We start from the raw sequence: 14,645 nt of genomic DNA, 5'->3' as shown, positions 1-14,645 counted from the left end.
GATAACTTTTTATTCTCGATAACGCAAATTAATGAGGCAATCAATTTGATGAAAATATGGGTGGATGCGGATGCGTGTCCTGTGGTGATCCGCGATGTGCTTTACCGCGCGTCGCAACGCACTGGCGTCGAAGTGACGCTAGTCGCGAACCAGTTTATACGCACGCCAGCGTCACCAAAGGTGAACATGTTGCAAGTTCAGCAAGGGTTTGATGTGGCAGACAATGAGATTGTTAAACGTTGCCAAGCGGGCGATTTGGTCATCACCAGTGACATCCCTTTGGCCGACGAAGTGATCACTAAAGGCGCACAGGCGCTCAACTCGCGCGGTGAAATGTACAGCAAAGAAAACATAAAAGCGCGCTTGAACATGCGCGATTTTATGGACACCATGCGCAGCAGCGGCGTCCAGATGGGCGGGCCACCGCCACTCAGTCAGGCAGATAGGCAGCAATTTGCTAACCATCTCGACAAATGGCTGGTCCATTGGCAACGTTCGGTCAAGCCTACAAAACCCGAGTAGGCTTTGCTTACCCAACAATCAGTTTACTCAACATCAAGAGGAGGGGGTATGTCACTGGTCAATCAATTGGCGCTGTTTATCGATGTGGTGCAGCAAGGCTCATTTACCAAAGCGGCGGCGCTTCATAATATGGATAACTCCTCGCTCTCCAAGCAAATTAAAAAGCTTGAGAGTGAGCTCGGTGTGCAGTTACTCAATCGCTCCACGCGTTCCTTTTCGTTGACGCCGGCGGGGGAGGAGATCCTAGAGCAAGCGCATAATCTGCGTAAAACGGTAGAAGACGTCAAACTGATTGCCGACACCTACCATGCTGAGCCCAAAGGACGCATTCGTATTACGGCGCCTTTGCACATTGGTCAGCAATATTTGCAACCGGTGATCAACGCGTTCATGCGCCGTTACCCAGAGGTGGAAGTGACGCTGCTGATGGACGACAAACGCTCAGACATTATCTCTGAGCATTTTGATGTCGCATTTCGTCTCGGAATCTTGCAAGACTCAAGCTTGATCGCCAGTAAAATCGCAGAGATTCGCCCGGTGATCCTCGCCTCCCATGACTTCATTGCCCAGCATGGCGAGCCTCGCTCACCACAAGAGTTGGTGCGCCTACCTTCTGTGGTCTACAGCAACGGCTCAGTGACCATTGACACAGTGCGCTTAGGGGCAATGTCCGACGCCTCCGATCTGCACAGTTACAAAATGCAAGGGCGATACAAGGTTAACGACGTCCGCACTCTACTCGATGCCGTGCAAGCGGGTCTCGGTTACGTGATGATCTCATCCAGTAACTTAACCCAGTCTGTCGAAACCATGAACCTCACCCCGTTGCTGACCGATTACCGGCTATGTAACCAAGGCACAGCGCTGTATGCCCTCTATCCCCATCGCAAACAAACGGTATTAGTGCGCGAGTTTATTCAAGCCGTCAAAGCCTTCATCGGCCTGCCACCGATTTGGGAGCAGCATATTGAAGGCTTTGAGGGGATGTATCTTGGTAAGGGGTGACCGTTAACGCTCGACTATCCCTTCTATCGCATCGATCACCGCCTGCACCTTTCTATCATCTAGTGCATCTGGATGAGGCTGCGCAAAGGCTTCAATATCATTGTCGTAGTAGCGTCCGCCTGCGCCTCTGAAGGCGTCATCTAGGCTGGCGCTAACGAGAATGTCGGCGCCAAGGGAGAGATCGCCACCTGCAATACCAAACGCCTCTTTGACCATTTTGCTACCGAGCAGTGATTTCGGGTTAACCGAGACAATCATTGGCCCCGAGTGTCGATGTGCTTCACCCAGTGCGCGAGACCACATGGTAATCGCTAGCTTGCTTTGCGCGTAAGCCTCTCTGTCAGACAAGTGACCTTTTCCTTGCAGGGCTTCAATGCTCACACTGGCTTGCGCTGCAGAAGAGAGGTTCACTACGCGCCCATGGGCAGGAATGAGTGGCAACAATCCTTGGGTCAGCAGATAAGGTGCGACCGTATTGACGGCAAAGCGAATATCGAGGCCATCGGGCGTTTTGTCCGCTGGCGCGTTGAAGATACCTGCGTTGTTGATAAACACGTCAAGTGGTGTCTCTCCCAGTGTGGCGCTCACTTGTTCAATCAATCGCTGCACATCGCTGAGGACAGAAAGATCGGCGATAAAGGCTGTGAGTGTGGTGTTATGTTCTTGATTAAGCGTTTCAACCACTTTGGCGAGCTTGTCAGGGTTGCGGCCATGAACCAATACGCGATGCCCTTGCTTTACAAGTTGGCTTGCAGTCAATAGACCAATACCATCGGTCGCGCCTGTGATTAGAATAACTTTTTGTTCGTTCATGATTGTGCTCCGAAGGTAAGTGATGACAGTGCTATTGTGCACAAAGGCGGTGTTAGATGCATTAGCCGAGGCGCCCAATCATTATGGACAGTTTGTTCCAAAATGAGCAACAAGCAGTGATGAATATAGCTGTGGCCTACGTGATTCAAAAGGCACAAAAAAACGGCGCAGAGCGCCGCTTTTAATAAAATCTGCTGGTTACCTATTTTGGCATAATGACCGTATCAATCACATGAATGACGCCGTTGCTTGCCTTGACGTCAGTCATGACAACGTTAGCGTTATTGACCATCACTTTGTCGCCCATCACTTTAATCATCACATCTTGGCCTTGGACGGTGGTGGCTTTATCCATTTTGACGACATCGGCAGCCATCGCTTTCGCTGGAATGACGTGGTAGGTCAAAATAGATACGAGTTTGTCTTTATTCTCAGGCTTGAGGAGCGTCTCTACTGTACCCTCGGGCAGTTTGGCGAACGCATCATCGGTGGGGGCGAGTACCGTGAAAGGACCGTCACCTTTCAATGTCTCTACCAGTCCTGCTGCTTGGACAGCGGCGACCAATGTGGTGAAGCTACCATTCTCTACGGCGACATCGACAATGTCTTTTTTCATGCCGTGGTGGTTAGCGTTTGCAGTCGACATCATCAAAAGGCTGCTCATAGCGATAACGAACGTCATTAGTGTTTTGCGAATCATAACGAATGTCCCTGTGTTGTGTTGGATTCGCTGGTTGATACGTGTGCAGTTTGGCACCGATCAGGATTATTTTTTAAATTTTTCTAGGCTGAACTTTTTCTCGTGACCGACGTAAAGATTAGTTTGATCGCATAAAAGTAAAGTCGGTAAGAGAGGTGGACATGGAGATGCCATTGAGCAAGTTGGAGCAATTTTTTTATCTCGATAAACTGATTATTCACTCACTGGATCTGGCACTTTATCAGGCCAGTGTCGAAGTGGATGGCGAGCGATACTCTGTGATGGACAATTCTGGCAAGCGCTTAGTGACACACTCATTAGTGGAGATGCAAAAGCGCTGTCGAAAACTCAATGCGACGCAGCAGCTTCTCAGACACGAGAGTGCGTATGATGAGATGGTGGGTGGACCTGAGAAAGGATCGACCAATGCACTCGAGGTGCCGCTGAAAGATCATCAACTCTACTAAGGCGTCTTGCAGTTAAACCCGAGTTTATCACCGAGTGATAATGGATCGGATCCTGACAAATCGATGAATGTCCCATTTCTGATCGGTAAGAGGTGCTAAGGTTAAAAAATGTACAACACAACCGACAGGACGAGGTGCAAATATGCTAGGTGAAGACCATTCTCTACTCAAAGAGTTTCCAGAGCATAAGGATGACATTTTATCGCTCGCAGAAACCGACCTAAACTTCAACGACCAGATGAAAGAATACAACGCCATCGACAAACAAATACGTACCCTCGAACTTCGAGACTCTCCTATCAGCGACGAAGAAATGCACACACTCAAAGTGCGTCGCGCGCAAATGAAAGACGATTTATTCCAACAACTTCACAAATAAAGCCGCCCATACCTGATGATGTGAGCGAGCGGCATTGCGTATTGCTCCGACTTGGGTAGATCTAAGCTCCATGTCATGCGTGGAGCTTTGTTGATCCGTAGGCCTGTCTTTCTCCGAGTCACCGTTTGTATAAGCGATGTTACGGTGCGCTAGAACGAGGGTTTACCGCGTAGCGCCTTGGTACTGGCCTTGATGCCTTTGGCTTTCAGACGGCGCTCTTTGGAGGCGCGGGTCGGTTTGGTTGGGCGGCGTTTCTTTTGTACCACCATCGCGCTGCGGATCATGTCGGCTAGGCGGGTTAGGGCATCCTCACGATTTTGTTCTTGGGTGCGATACTGCTGCGCCTTAATGGTAATCACGCCCTCTTTTGAAATGCGAGAGTCCGAAAGCGCCAACAGACGCTGTTTGTAGACATCGGGCAAGGTAGAGCGTTGGATGTCAAACTGCAAGTGAATGGCCGATGACACCTTATTCACGTTCTGGCCGCCAGAGCCTTGAGCGCGAATGGCGGTTAATTGGATTTCCCAGTCACTCAAGGTGACGGTATTGGATATAACTAACATGACAATACAGTGAACCGACAGCGCTGAAGCTGTTGTGGCTACTTAAATTCTTCTCCGTGGTTATCAAGTGTCAGATGCCCGCACGTTTGGCACTGCTCGTAACGATCAATCAATTCTAACGAGGCCAACGCCGGGCCCACGACCATACCGCTAAAAAAGCCAGAGAAAAAGGCTTTTACGGTTTCTTTTCGGCTTTTTCCGTACGGCGAAGGTTTTTGCTTGATGCACTCTTTGTGCTCGGTTTCACACTGACATTGCGGGCAGAATCGAAGACTCATATCGGTCGCTCCCTATTCCCTATGCTAACTGGCTGGATAGTAACGACTTATTTCGATGCCAGTGGTGAGAGAGATCCCATTATTCAAAAATTTCGAATATCTAGCTCAACCTGACCGAGTCTTCTTTAGTGATAAGAGGCGATAGACTGTTTTCATCGCCTAACAGGAGACCTGTGATGACCACCCAACGACAAATTCGCCAATTGATCCCCGCCCACGCCACCTCTGACGGCGATGGTGTGAAAATTCAGCGTGTCGCTGGATTTAACAACACGGCATTTTCTCCATTTTTGATGATGGATGAACTGAAATCTGATCAAAAAGCCGATTATGTCGGTGGGTTTCCTCCTCATCCGCACCGTGGGATTGAAACGCTGACTTATATGATGAAAGGGCACTTCCAGCACCGTGACCACATGGGCAACGTTGGAGAGCTACGCAGTGGTGGTGCTCAGTGGATGGCCGCAGGTCGTGGTGTGATCCACAGTGAGATGCCGATTATGGAAGAGGGCGATCTGCATGGTTTTCAAATCTGGATCAACCAGCCCGCCAAGAACAAAATGCAGCCTGCCAAGTACTTTGATTTTCAGCCAGAAACCATTACCGAGTATGTTGGCAAGGATTCAGGGCTGTTTCGTATCTTAGCGGGCGAGATTGAGATTGACGATGAGGTGCAGCGAGGGCCACTGACCGATACGGGTGTACCCCTGTCCGTGACAGACTGGCGCACTCAAGCTGGTCAGCAGGTCACCATTGGCACACCGGCGCATCACAATATGATGCTGTTTGTCTATCAAGGAGAGATCCAATTGGGTGGCCAGTGCGTAAACCAAGGTGAAATGGCTCTGTTGACTCTTGGCGACTCGGCATCCTTGATCGCCAACAAAGATTCTGGCGTTTTGTTGTTCGTCGGTGAGCCCATCAACGAACCGGTCGTGCATTATGGTCCCTTTGTGATGAACAGCATGGCAGAGATTGAACAAGCAGTACGCGACTACAATCAGGGTGTATTTGAGACCTATTGATTAGGTCGTAAAGCTCATGGCTGAGAGGGGCAGAAATGGCGCCTGCTAGGCAAAATCGAGTCGAAATGAATCGAAGAATTTCGGTTGCCGAATTGGCGACTGGTCAGTGCAAAAAGTGAATAATCCACTGCCTTACTTTTTGTTTGTGCCACACCTTAGGGTGTGGCTTTTTATTTTTGATAATGCGTTGCTTAGCTTTCGGTCAGCAAGCCTAATTCACGCGCCTGCTCAAGTGAGATCTGGTTAGAAATCAAGTTATGTAAAGCGGCTTCGCTTAACTGAACAACGTTAACACCCTGCGGTGGTGGCGTGACATGGACGACCATGCTTTGCTCACTGCGCTGCGACCACAACTGTCTGTCGACCAGATACACATACGTACCAGACGGTAACTCTGGGTAGATGTCGACCATCAGATTGAGCCACCAACTGGCGCGTCTTAGGCCTTGGGCGCCATCAAGCTTTTCAGGCAATTGGATAGACTGTGCACGTAACGCTTTTTGCGTGGCGATGGAGACATCCAGTGCCCCAGGATAGCTCTCACTAAATGGGTTGCTGAACAACCCATCGTAAGAGCAAGCCCAACTGATTGGGCTTGCCAGCGTGATGACTGAGCAGGTGAGCAACGTCGCGACCTGTTTCATCATAACGCCTCCTTAAGGTGTCACAATGTTGAACCAGAAGTTGAAGGTATCAAGCATACCGACAAAGTCTTTGAACACATCGCCGTCACCGTCGAGCGTGATAGAACCATCAGCAATGGCTTGCTCAAGAGTGATGTTACCCAATTGGACGTCATCCAGTGTCGCTTTGGTCAGCGTCAACGCCACATCCGGCTTCTCTGCTTGCTTATGAGTGTGATTGAGCACAGAGTTCTCAATGTACAAGGTGTACTTCTCATCTAGGTCAGTGAAGTTAATGTTGATGGCGTAGTTCTTCCCAGCCGCTTTTTCTGGTAACAAACGTACCGCGAGATAATCAAACAGCATTTCTGGTGGCATGTTCTTGATAATATCTGGCGATGCAGTGTTGGTACCGCCCGCACTTGGTGTGCCGTTACGCAGCTCGTAAGCGCCTTGCAAGTAGACAGAACGCCAAGGGCCAGATTCCGCTTGGTAACCCAACTGCTCATAGGCATCAGCAAGGAGTGCTTTACCGTTTTTGCTCTGTGGATTAGCAAATACCACGTGTTTCATCACTTCTGCGACCCAGCGATAGTTACCCGCGTCAAAGTCGGCTTGTGCTTTTTTGATCGCTTCGCGTTCGCCGCCCATGTACTCAACGTACTTCACAGCAGCATTGGTTGGTGGCAGGTTGTTCAGATCCGATGGGTTACCGGTGTACCAGCCCATGTAACGTTGATAAACCGCACGGCTGTTATGGCGTAGGGTGCCGTAGTAACCGCGGTTGCTCCAGGTCTTGTCGATTTCCTCTGGGAATTGGATAATTTCAGAAATCTCAGAACCCACATAACCTTGGTTCATCAAACGGACCGTTTGGTCATGCGTGTACTTGTACATATCACGCTGTTTCTTGAAGTATTTGACGATGTCGCCTTGGCCCCACATTGGCCAGTGGTGGCTTTGGAATTTCACTTCGACATCATCACCCCATAGTTCAATGGTCTCTTGCAAGTAGCTTGACCATTTCAGCGCATCACGCACTTGAGCGCCACGGAGTGTAAGGATGTTGTGCATGGTGTTGGTGGTGTTTTCCGCCATCCACAACGCTTTTTTCTGAGGGAACCAGACGTTCATCTCAGTCGGTGCTTCTGTGCCTGGCGTGTATTGGAAGACCATTTTCACGCCATCGACCACGCGTTCGTCACCGGTTTTCTCAATGGTGTCGGTTGGGGCAATCATGGTCGCAAGACCGGTTGACGTCGTTTGACCCAAGCCACCATTGACGCCGCCTTTTTCGTTACGTGGAAGCAGGGCGCCATACATGTACACTGCGCGTCGACCCATCGCATTACCTGCAATCACGTTTTCAGATACGGCATGCTCGGTAAAGCCAGGGGAGGCCATAATGGTCACTTTTCCGTCGATGACATCTTGCTCATCGACGATACCGCGCACCCCACCAAAGTGGTCAATGTGGCTGTGGCTGTAGAAGACGCCCACAACAGGACGCTCGCCGAGTTCACTGTTAATGAAGTCGAGTGCCGCTTTTGCGGTTTCTTGAGAGATGAGTGGGTCGAATACGATCCAGCCTGTATCCCCTTGAATAAAGGTGATGTTCGACAAATCGTAGCCGCGAACTTGGTAAATACCATCGGTGACCTTAAACAGGCCGTTGATCATGTTTAATTGCGCATTACGCCACAAACTTGGGTTGACGGTATCGGGTGATGGCTTATCAAGGCCGATGTACTTTTTGTAGGCTTCTAAATCCCAAACAACATCGCCGTTTTGGTTTTTAATGGTAACGACATCCTGAGTCGCGATAAGCCCTTTTTGCGCGTTATCGAAATCTTTGGTGTCACTGAATGGCAGACTTTGCTTGAGTTGGTTGTTCGCATCAATCGTTGCCTGTGTCGCGGGTTTGGGCTCTGACGCAGTGGCATTGGTGGCCACTAGTATCGCCATGGCTAATACTCCCATTCGCTTCATAGCACTCTCCTTGTATATGCACTTTTATGAGCAAGTTAAGCATACGTGAAGAGTGATACAATTCACACTACAAATGCCACCTCAATGTGAAATTTCTGTGAAGATCTCACATTTGTGAACCTCTATATCCCTAATTTTTGGAATGGTATTTCACCTTTACCTTGTTATTGACTCGCTGATCAGAGCGCGAGCGCTGATTTCAGGTGCGTGACGAACGCTTTGACCTGAGAAGGGATAAAGGGCGATTGTGGATATTGGGCGATGATTTGACCTTGATAGCTGCCCGCTAATTGCCAGTCGCTCAAAATAGGTTGTAAAACGCCTTGTTGGCACTCATTTCTGACCACAAATTCAGGGAACAACGAAATACCCAGCCCTTCGAGTACGGCTTGGCGACGGATCTCACTGTGATTCACGGCAAGATGACCGCTGACAGGGACAGCTACCGTTTGTGTTCCTTGAGTCATCCGCCAGATGCGATCTTTGGGGGATTCACCCAAACAGAGACATTGATGATGGCGCAGGTCATTGGGGTGTGCGGGCGTACCATGCTTCGCTAGGTACTCTGGGCTGGCGCACAGTACAAGTTGGCAAGGGGCAAGCGTTACCGCGACTAAACCTTCCACAGGATTCGGTGTGATGTGGATGACCACATCGACATCGTCATGAATGGGATCGAGATAGCGGTCTTCCACTTTAAGGGTCAGATTGACGTTGGGGTACTGTTTAGCAAACGTCAATATGGGTGACATAAGCACTTGCTTGGCAAGCGCTTTCGGCACGGCAACGCGAAGCGGCCCTGCGATCGCCTCTTTGTTGGCGTGTGCTGCGCTCACAGCAAGTTTGGCTTGCCCTAGCATAGTTTGACAAAGGTGGAACACCTCTTGCCCAGTGACGGTTAATCGCATCTGACGCGTGGTGCGCTCCAAGAGCTGCTCTTTCAGCGCTGTCTCAAGGCGCCGCAGTGAGCGGCTGACCGATGAGGGCGCCACACCCAATTTCACCGCCGCATTGGCGAAGCTTCCTTCTTCCACCACAGTAACAAACACCGCCATTTCAGCCAGTAAGGGGATAAGTTTATTCGTGTCCATGGTGCAATTATCCTTTGCAAAATCGACCAATTGTTTCATTTAAGTTACTTGTGGATACTGGGAGGGTCAACCACTCTGGGAGAAAATGATGCAAGGAACGCAAACTCTGCCGCTCGCACAGCGGCTACCCATTACTGAAGGATTACTGCTGCTGGTGGCGATCTTTTGGGGCACCAGCTACGGGTTAACTAAAAGTGCGCTGCTTTACACCTCGGCGTTAATGTTCATTACGTTACGTTTTTCCATCACTGCCTTGGTGTTGTTGCCATTGGTGGTGAGAGATTTCAAAGCAGGGCTCAACAAAGATTGGGTGGTTGCGCTGCCAACCGGAGCAATTTTAAGTGCTATTTTCCTGTGTGAAGTGTTTGGCGTTGCGCATACCACAGCGTCGAACGCGGCGTTTTTAATCAGTCTTTGCGTATTGTTCACTGCGCTGGCTGAAGTGTTGGTGAACCGCCAGAAGGTCGCCTGGTCTCTGGTATTGTTGTGTGTCGCCAGCGTGGTTGGCGTACTGCTGCTGACAGGTAGCGATGGGGCGCGTGTCGATTTCACGCTGGGGGATTATCTGATTCTAATTGCGGCGCTGCTACGGGCACTGATGGTGACCACCACCAAGCGATTCAGCCTCGGTCGCGCCGTGACGACCACCACACTCACCGCGATTCAATCAGCGGTTGTTGCTGGCGTTGCCGCTCTCTTGGTCTTGAGCACGTTGCCCCAGTCTCAATGGCACCTGCCCACTGAGTCCATCTTCTGGGTGACGCTGCTGTATCTGGTCGCGTTTTGCACGCTCTTTGCTTTCTATGTACAGAATTACGCGGTGCGCCGCACCTCTCCCACTCGTGTCGCGCTGTTGATGGGCAGCGAGCCACTTTTCGGTGCTCTGTTTGCCATGTTGTGGTTGCAAGAGACGTTTACCTTCGCGCAAAGTCTCGGCGCGGGGTTAATTTTGCTCAGTGTGATGCTGACTTCGCTGCGAAGGGAGTCTGGGCAGCACTAGCGTTGGCGCTTCAAATCCAGCCCAAGCCTCCACACAAAATAACTGAGGATCAAAAAAGCGCCAGTGTTGCTGGCGCTCAATATAGGGAGTAGAAAGGCGTGTCAGTTAGGCAAAAAACGACGACACCACACCAATCAAGCCGCCAAATACACCGCCCCACACCACCAACCAGCCTAGGTGCTGTTTGATCATGGTTTGCACCATCTCTTTGACTAGCGCAGGTGTCAATTCATTCAAGCGTTGATCGATGATTTGTTCAATGTTCTGTTTGATCTCATCCATCATGGCAGGCGCTTCAAGCTGCGCTTTGATCGCTTGCTTGACGTTATCGCTCTGGCTGATTTCAATCACCGATTGCTGCATTTTTTCAACGAAAGGCTGCTTAAGTGGTGCCAGCGCGTCACTGCCACCAAACATCGCCAACATGCCGCCGAAGGATGAGTTGGCGATCACCTCAACCAAAGAATCGAACGTGGGGTTAAAGTCGATGGTCTCTATTACAGGTTGCAGATTGAGCGTGTGCTCACCGGCCATCTCTTTGTTGAGGAACTTGTCGATGTTTTCATCGGTAAAGAACTGACTCATCATCAGCTGTTTGATGGCGGCTTTAAACTCTTCAAAACGCGCAGGTATTACACCCGAGCCATACAGTCCCGGCACCTTTTCAAACAACATGTGGACAGCTAACCAATTGGTAATGGCGCCTGAAAAGGCAAACAGACCCGCATAAAACGCGATCTGATGACCGGATTGAATCCCGCCAGCAAGCAGTGCAAGGGCGATGAGGTTGGTGAGTAGACTTTTGTTGATAGGTTGCTTGTTCATAAGAGGATAACAGTCAAGGTGTTAATGGGTGGAGCGCAGTATACACCAAGGCGGATTCAATCAACCAGTGCGTGATAAGCGTCACAGCAAGGGTTGGAATAATCGGTATTCCGAAAAAAAGGGGAACTCTCTCTACACTAGTAGCAGTTTTTAAATTGCACACTTTCAGTGAGACTTTTTTATGTTCAAACCCAACTCAATTGCTCGTTCAATGAAATGGCCATTTATGACGGCAGTGGCGTTCTCCTCTGCGATGGCAAGTGCCAGCGGTATTCTACTTCAAGAAGCTGTGGTGGCGAATGCAGGTACTACAGGTGCAGGTGACGGTGTTTACACCGGTTCTGCTGCTGCAATGTGGACCAACCCAGCGACGATGTCATTTATGGGTGAGAGCAAGACGACAGTGAACGCGATGGGGTTTGATCTTAAGTTGAATTACAACTCTGATCGTTTTTCTGCGCTTGATGGTTCTTCTCAGACTACGCAACCTGCACTGGCAGTTTTCCATGCTCGTCAAATCACAGATGAGATGCACTTTGGTATTGGCTTTGGCGCTGCAGGCGGCTCTAGCCTTGATTACGGTAAGCAATGGGCAGGTGCACCGTTCCTAGAAAGCACTACACTGATGCTACTTCAAATCAACCCAACGCTCTCTTACCAAATTGATGATAAGTGGTCTGTGGGTGCAGGCGCTCAAATCAACTATGTGTCGTTTGAGCAAGACACGCTAATTATGTCTATCGAGGAAGAAACGGATTGGGCGATGGGCCTGACTTTTGGCGCAATGTACCGTCACAATGACGATCTGGATTTTGGCTTTAGCTACCGCTCAAAAGTAAAGCATAAGCTAGATGCTAGAGTTAATGGTGCTCTAAATGGTGACCGAATTACTAGTGCGTCTACGGAAGTATCGCTCCCTGCTATTTACGACCTCAGTGCACGTTGGGGCGTGAATGCGGACTTAAACCTGTTGGCCAGTGCACAATGGCATCGATGGAGCGATTGGAAGGAGCTACCACTGGATTTAACGGTTGGAGGTAATCCATTTGATGCTTCAATTGAACGCGATTGGAGCGACGTTTGGAAACTAGCATTGGGCGCAGATTACCGCCTCAACGCGGACTGGCGTCTAAAAGCGGGTATCTCTTACGAAAGTTCACCGCAAAACGACGCCTCACTACAATGGGTTGACGTGCCAGTAGGCGAGCAATGGCGCTACTCAGTGGGTGCAGCAACCGAGTGGAATGGGTACACGTTTGACATGTTCTACGAATACGCTGATTTAGGTGAAGTAGACATTGAACGTGCAGGCATCAAAGGCACCTTCGACGGCCGTATTCACTTTGTTGGTCTAAACGTGACGTTCTAAGTCGCCTGTGATTGATGACAAAGCCCTCCTCGTGAGGGCTTTGCTGTTTATCGGCCCTCAGACCACACCGCAAACTCATTGCCACTGGGCTCTAGAAAGTGGAATCGACAGCCCCCGGGGAAATCGAAAATGGGTTTGATGACATCGCCGCCACTGGCGATCACTTTGGCCAGTGTTGCTTCTATGTCTTGGCTATAGAACACCAACAGCGCGCCGCCGGATGCAGTTTGGCTCTTGGCGTCGGCTCTGAAGAACCCGCCGTCGAGCCCTTGGTCGGCAAACGCCGTGTAGTCGGGGCCGTAATCGGTGAAGCGCCAATCAAACGCTTGGCTAAAAAAGGCCTTGGTGGCTTCAAGATCGTGGGCGGCTAATTCGACGTAATTGAGTTTCTCATGTTGAGGCATGCTGTGCTCCTTGCTGGGTGTATGGCTTTATCTTAGCGCAAACCCCGTGCGGAGCGTTGGCATTTATCATTTGCCGCGCTACAATCAGCGCGCTGCACAAGCAGCGATTACTTTATTCTCAGGGCGGGGCGAAATTCCCCACCGGCGGTATGCCCGAATGGGTGAGCCCGCGAGCGCTCGATACGTCGAGGTCAGCAGATCTGGTGAGAAGCCAGAGCCGACGGTTACAGTCCGGATGAGAGAGAATGAAACCAAGCCGCCACCGTCGTGGGGGTGATTTCGTTTATCTGGCGCTGACGCCAGAACTCTTCTATGCCCTGATTCTGGTGAAATTTAGGAGTTAACCATGAATCAGTCATCACTACTTGCCGAATTCGGCGACCCAATTACCCGCGTTGAACGCGCATTGACGGCCTTACGTGAAGGTCGAGGTGTGTTGTTACTCGATGATGAAGATCGTGAAAACGAAGGGGATATCATTTACTCGGTTGAGCACCTCACGGATGCGCAGATGGCGCTGATGATCCGCGAATGCAGCGGTATTGTTTGCTTGTGCTTGACCGAAGAGCAAGCCGACAAATTGGCCTTGCCACCGATGGTTGAAAACAACAATAGTGCCAATCAAACCGCGTTTACCGTCTCTATTGAGGCCAAAGTGGGCGTGACAACGGGCGTGTCGGCGCAAGATCGCGTCACCACCATCAAAACCGCCGCTAACCTTAATGCGAAGCCTGACGATTTAGCGCGCCCAGGACACGTATTTCCGCTGCGCGCGCGCAAAGGTGGGGTGATGACTCGTCGTGGCCATACTGAAGGCACCATCGACTTAATGCAAATGGCGGGTTTGCAACCTGCTGGCGTATTGTGTGAGGTGATGAACCCGGATGGCACCATGTGTAAAACGCCGGAGATTGTCGCGTTTGGGAAATTGCACTCGATGCCAGTTCTGACCATTGAAGATATGGTGCTCTATCGCCAGCAACACGAGTTGAAACTGGCGTAATTCGCCTGCGATAAGCGAAGCTACAATACCAATAGATAAGCAAAAAGGTGTGGCCTCAAAACCACACCTTTCTATTTTTTTTGACACATTGTTGCCTGATTGAGTCAATCACTACCCTTTTAATGACTGACCGATTGAGAAAAGACGTTCATCACAATCACGCCACTGATGATCAATAACATGCCAATCACTGCCGCCCAATCGAGCTTTTGACCGAACGCCACCGCACCGACAGCGGTGATCAACACAATGCCGAGCCCCGACCAAATCGCATATGCAATGCCAACGGGAATGGTCTTCAATACCATGGCGAGAAAATAGAACGCCACGCCATACCCCACCACGACCAAGAGACTGGGCGTGAGCTTGGAAAACCCGTCTGAAGCTTTCAGCGCGCCCGTCGCGATCACTTCTGCCACAATCGCAATGGTTAGATACCAATAACCCATACTCATTCCTCTACTTTACGAACGCCTGTAAACCGCAAGGGATGGTGCCATTTCCTATCGATGGCGGCAAGTCTGACTAAGAGGTCGATGCTTCTTGTCCGACACAAATCTACCCTGTAATGAAATTTTCTTCGTCTATT

General features: G+C 50.3%; 18 protein-coding genes and 1 riboswitch. Of the genes, 8 read left to right on the top strand and 10 right to left on the bottom strand.

The window, feature by feature from the left end:
* Window positions 1–48: 48 nt before the first annotated feature.
* Both AC6R0S_RS03635 and AC6R0S_RS03630 read left to right on the top strand, forming a co-directional pair.
* Window positions 49–522, top strand: a complete 474-nt coding sequence (locus AC6R0S_RS03635) for a YaiI/YqxD family protein (protein ID WP_500625434.1) — start codon at window positions 49–51, stop codon at window positions 520–522.
* Window positions 523–570: 48 nt separating this feature from the next.
* Window positions 571–1,527, top strand: coding sequence for a LysR family transcriptional regulator (locus AC6R0S_RS03630; protein ID WP_487902994.1), 957 nt, complete (start codon window positions 571–573; stop codon window positions 1,525–1,527).
* Between the two features lie 3 nt (window positions 1,528–1,530).
* Here the strand turns inward: AC6R0S_RS03630 and AC6R0S_RS03625 are convergent, their stop codons facing one another.
* Complete coding sequence (locus AC6R0S_RS03625) at window positions 1,531–2,340, bottom strand: SDR family NAD(P)-dependent oxidoreductase (RefSeq protein ID WP_500637230.1); 810 nt, start codon at window positions 2,338–2,340, stop codon at window positions 1,531–1,533.
* A gap of 202 nt (window positions 2,341–2,542) precedes the next feature.
* Window positions 2,543–3,022 (bottom strand): fasciclin domain-containing protein, encoded by a 480-nt coding sequence (locus AC6R0S_RS03620; RefSeq protein ID WP_500637237.1) that lies wholly within the window; start codon window positions 3,020–3,022, stop codon window positions 2,543–2,545.
* A 179-nt stretch (window positions 3,023–3,201) separates the two neighbouring features.
* On the opposite strand from AC6R0S_RS03620, the gene AC6R0S_RS03615 reads away from it, so the two are divergent.
* A complete protein-coding gene (locus AC6R0S_RS03615) occupies window positions 3,202–3,507 on the top strand; it encodes a DUF6482 family protein (protein WP_500630923.1) in 306 nt (101 codons plus the stop codon).
* Window positions 3,508–3,649: 142 nt separating this feature from the next.
* On the top strand, window positions 3,650–3,886 hold the full coding sequence (locus AC6R0S_RS03610; protein ID WP_500637229.1) for an HP1242/YdcH family protein: 237 nt from the start codon (window positions 3,650–3,652) through the stop codon (window positions 3,884–3,886).
* Between the two features lie 149 nt (window positions 3,887–4,035).
* On the opposite strand, the gene arfB is transcribed toward AC6R0S_RS03610, so the two are convergent.
* Window positions 4,036–4,449, bottom strand: coding sequence for an alternative ribosome rescue aminoacyl-tRNA hydrolase ArfB (arfB, locus tag AC6R0S_RS03605; protein WP_500637228.1), 414 nt, complete (start codon window positions 4,447–4,449; stop codon window positions 4,036–4,038).
* A gap of 38 nt (window positions 4,450–4,487) precedes the next feature.
* Window positions 4,488–4,727, bottom strand: coding sequence for a hypothetical protein (locus AC6R0S_RS03600; protein ID WP_334553191.1), 240 nt, complete (start codon window positions 4,725–4,727; stop codon window positions 4,488–4,490).
* Window positions 4,728–4,903: 176 nt separating this feature from the next.
* On the opposite strand from AC6R0S_RS03600, the gene AC6R0S_RS03595 reads away from it, so the two are divergent.
* Window positions 4,904–5,752 (top strand): pirin family protein, encoded by an 849-nt coding sequence (locus AC6R0S_RS03595; protein WP_500630920.1) that lies wholly within the window; start codon window positions 4,904–4,906, stop codon window positions 5,750–5,752.
* A 191-nt stretch (window positions 5,753–5,943) separates the two neighbouring features.
* Here the strand turns inward: AC6R0S_RS03595 and AC6R0S_RS03590 are convergent, their stop codons facing one another.
* From AC6R0S_RS03590 to AC6R0S_RS03580, 3 genes are all read right to left on the bottom strand, one after another.
* Window positions 5,944–6,399 carry a hypothetical protein gene (locus tag AC6R0S_RS03590; RefSeq protein WP_487903001.1) on the bottom strand — a complete coding sequence of 152 codons (456 nt, stop codon included), beginning with the start codon at window positions 6,397–6,399 and terminating at the stop codon, window positions 5,944–5,946.
* Window positions 6,400–6,408: 9 nt separating this feature from the next.
* Window positions 6,409–8,364, bottom strand: a complete 1,956-nt coding sequence (locus AC6R0S_RS03585; RefSeq protein ID WP_500637227.1) for an alkyl/aryl-sulfatase — start codon at window positions 8,362–8,364, stop codon at window positions 6,409–6,411.
* A 179-nt stretch (window positions 8,365–8,543) separates the two neighbouring features.
* The gene (locus tag AC6R0S_RS03580) at window positions 8,544–9,455 is read right to left on the bottom strand and encodes a LysR family transcriptional regulator (RefSeq protein WP_500637226.1); all 912 of its coding nucleotides are present in this window, start codon (window positions 9,453–9,455) and stop codon (window positions 8,544–8,546) included.
* Between the two features lie 85 nt (window positions 9,456–9,540).
* Here AC6R0S_RS03580 and AC6R0S_RS03575 point away from each other — a divergent pair, with 85 nt between their 5' ends.
* Window positions 9,541–10,455, top strand: coding sequence for a DMT family transporter (locus tag AC6R0S_RS03575; protein ID WP_500637225.1), 915 nt, complete (start codon window positions 9,541–9,543; stop codon window positions 10,453–10,455).
* Window positions 10,456–10,560: 105 nt separating this feature from the next.
* Here AC6R0S_RS03575 and AC6R0S_RS03570 read toward each other — a convergent pair whose 3' ends face one another.
* Window positions 10,561–11,265 (bottom strand): DUF445 domain-containing protein, encoded by a 705-nt coding sequence (locus AC6R0S_RS03570; protein WP_500634190.1) that lies wholly within the window; start codon window positions 11,263–11,265, stop codon window positions 10,561–10,563.
* A 214-nt stretch (window positions 11,266–11,479) separates the two neighbouring features.
* On the opposite strand from AC6R0S_RS03570, the gene AC6R0S_RS03565 reads away from it, so the two are divergent.
* On the top strand, window positions 11,480–12,649 hold the full coding sequence (locus tag AC6R0S_RS03565) for an OmpP1/FadL family transporter (RefSeq protein WP_500637236.1): 1,170 nt from the start codon (window positions 11,480–11,482) through the stop codon (window positions 12,647–12,649).
* Window positions 12,650–12,696: 47 nt separating this feature from the next.
* On the opposite strand, the gene AC6R0S_RS03560 is transcribed toward AC6R0S_RS03565, so the two are convergent.
* A complete protein-coding gene (locus tag AC6R0S_RS03560; RefSeq protein ID WP_500628183.1) occupies window positions 12,697–13,053 on the bottom strand; it encodes a VOC family protein in 357 nt (118 codons plus the stop codon).
* 110 nt (window positions 13,054–13,163) lie between these two features.
* A riboswitch (FMN riboswitch) is annotated at window positions 13,164–13,304 on the top strand.
* Window positions 13,305–13,399: 95 nt separating this feature from the next.
* On the opposite strand from AC6R0S_RS03560, the gene ribB reads away from it, so the two are divergent.
* Entirely contained in the window at window positions 13,400–14,056 is a 657-nt protein-coding gene (gene ribB / locus AC6R0S_RS03555; RefSeq protein ID WP_500630916.1) for a 3,4-dihydroxy-2-butanone-4-phosphate synthase, read from the top strand.
* Between the two features lie 119 nt (window positions 14,057–14,175).
* Here the strand turns inward: ribB and AC6R0S_RS03550 are convergent, their stop codons facing one another.
* A complete protein-coding gene (locus AC6R0S_RS03550; protein ID WP_334553205.1) occupies window positions 14,176–14,505 on the bottom strand; it encodes a DMT family transporter in 330 nt (109 codons plus the stop codon).
* Between the last annotated feature and the right edge of the window lie 140 nt (window positions 14,506–14,645).

It is taken from the genome of Vibrio sp. R15-SG3-ISO1B (genome assembly GCF_059833835.1).
The sequence above is the reverse complement of the archived record's forward strand: the minus strand, read 5'-3'. Positions and strand labels throughout refer to the sequence as shown.

Coding starts and splice junctions, on each gene's coding strand:
- AC6R0S_RS03635 (WP_500625434.1), top strand. CDS start 49: ATGAAAATATGGGTGGATGCGGATGCGTGTCCTGTGGTGATCCGCGAT.
- AC6R0S_RS03630 (WP_487902994.1), top strand. CDS start 571: ATGTCACTGGTCAATCAATTGGCGCTGTTTATCGATGTGGTGCAGCAA.
- AC6R0S_RS03625 (WP_500637230.1), bottom strand. CDS start 2,340: ATGAACGAACAAAAAGTTATTCTAATCACAGGCGCGACCGATGGTATT.
- AC6R0S_RS03620 (WP_500637237.1), bottom strand. CDS start 3,022: ATGACGTTCGTTATCGCTATGAGCAGCCTTTTGATGATGTCGACTGCA.
- AC6R0S_RS03615 (WP_500630923.1), top strand. CDS start 3,202: ATGGAGATGCCATTGAGCAAGTTGGAGCAATTTTTTTATCTCGATAAA.
- AC6R0S_RS03610 (WP_500637229.1), top strand. CDS start 3,650: ATGCTAGGTGAAGACCATTCTCTACTCAAAGAGTTTCCAGAGCATAAG.
- arfB (WP_500637228.1), bottom strand. CDS start 4,449: ATGTTAGTTATATCCAATACCGTCACCTTGAGTGACTGGGAAATCCAA.
- AC6R0S_RS03600 (WP_334553191.1), bottom strand. CDS start 4,727: ATGAGTCTTCGATTCTGCCCGCAATGTCAGTGTGAAACCGAGCACAAA.
- AC6R0S_RS03595 (WP_500630920.1), top strand. CDS start 4,904: ATGACCACCCAACGACAAATTCGCCAATTGATCCCCGCCCACGCCACC.
- AC6R0S_RS03590 (WP_487903001.1), bottom strand. CDS start 6,399: ATGATGAAACAGGTCGCGACGTTGCTCACCTGCTCAGTCATCACGCTG.
- AC6R0S_RS03585 (WP_500637227.1), bottom strand. CDS start 8,364: ATGAAGCGAATGGGAGTATTAGCCATGGCGATACTAGTGGCCACCAAT.
- AC6R0S_RS03580 (WP_500637226.1), bottom strand. CDS start 9,455: ATGGACACGAATAAACTTATCCCCTTACTGGCTGAAATGGCGGTGTTT.
- AC6R0S_RS03575 (WP_500637225.1), top strand. CDS start 9,541: ATGATGCAAGGAACGCAAACTCTGCCGCTCGCACAGCGGCTACCCATT.
- AC6R0S_RS03560 (WP_500628183.1), bottom strand. CDS start 13,053: ATGCCTCAACATGAGAAACTCAATTACGTCGAATTAGCCGCCCACGAT.
- ribB (WP_500630916.1), top strand. CDS start 13,400: ATGAATCAGTCATCACTACTTGCCGAATTCGGCGACCCAATTACCCGC.
- AC6R0S_RS03550 (WP_334553205.1), bottom strand. CDS start 14,505: ATGGGTTATTGGTATCTAACCATTGCGATTGTGGCAGAAGTGATCGCG.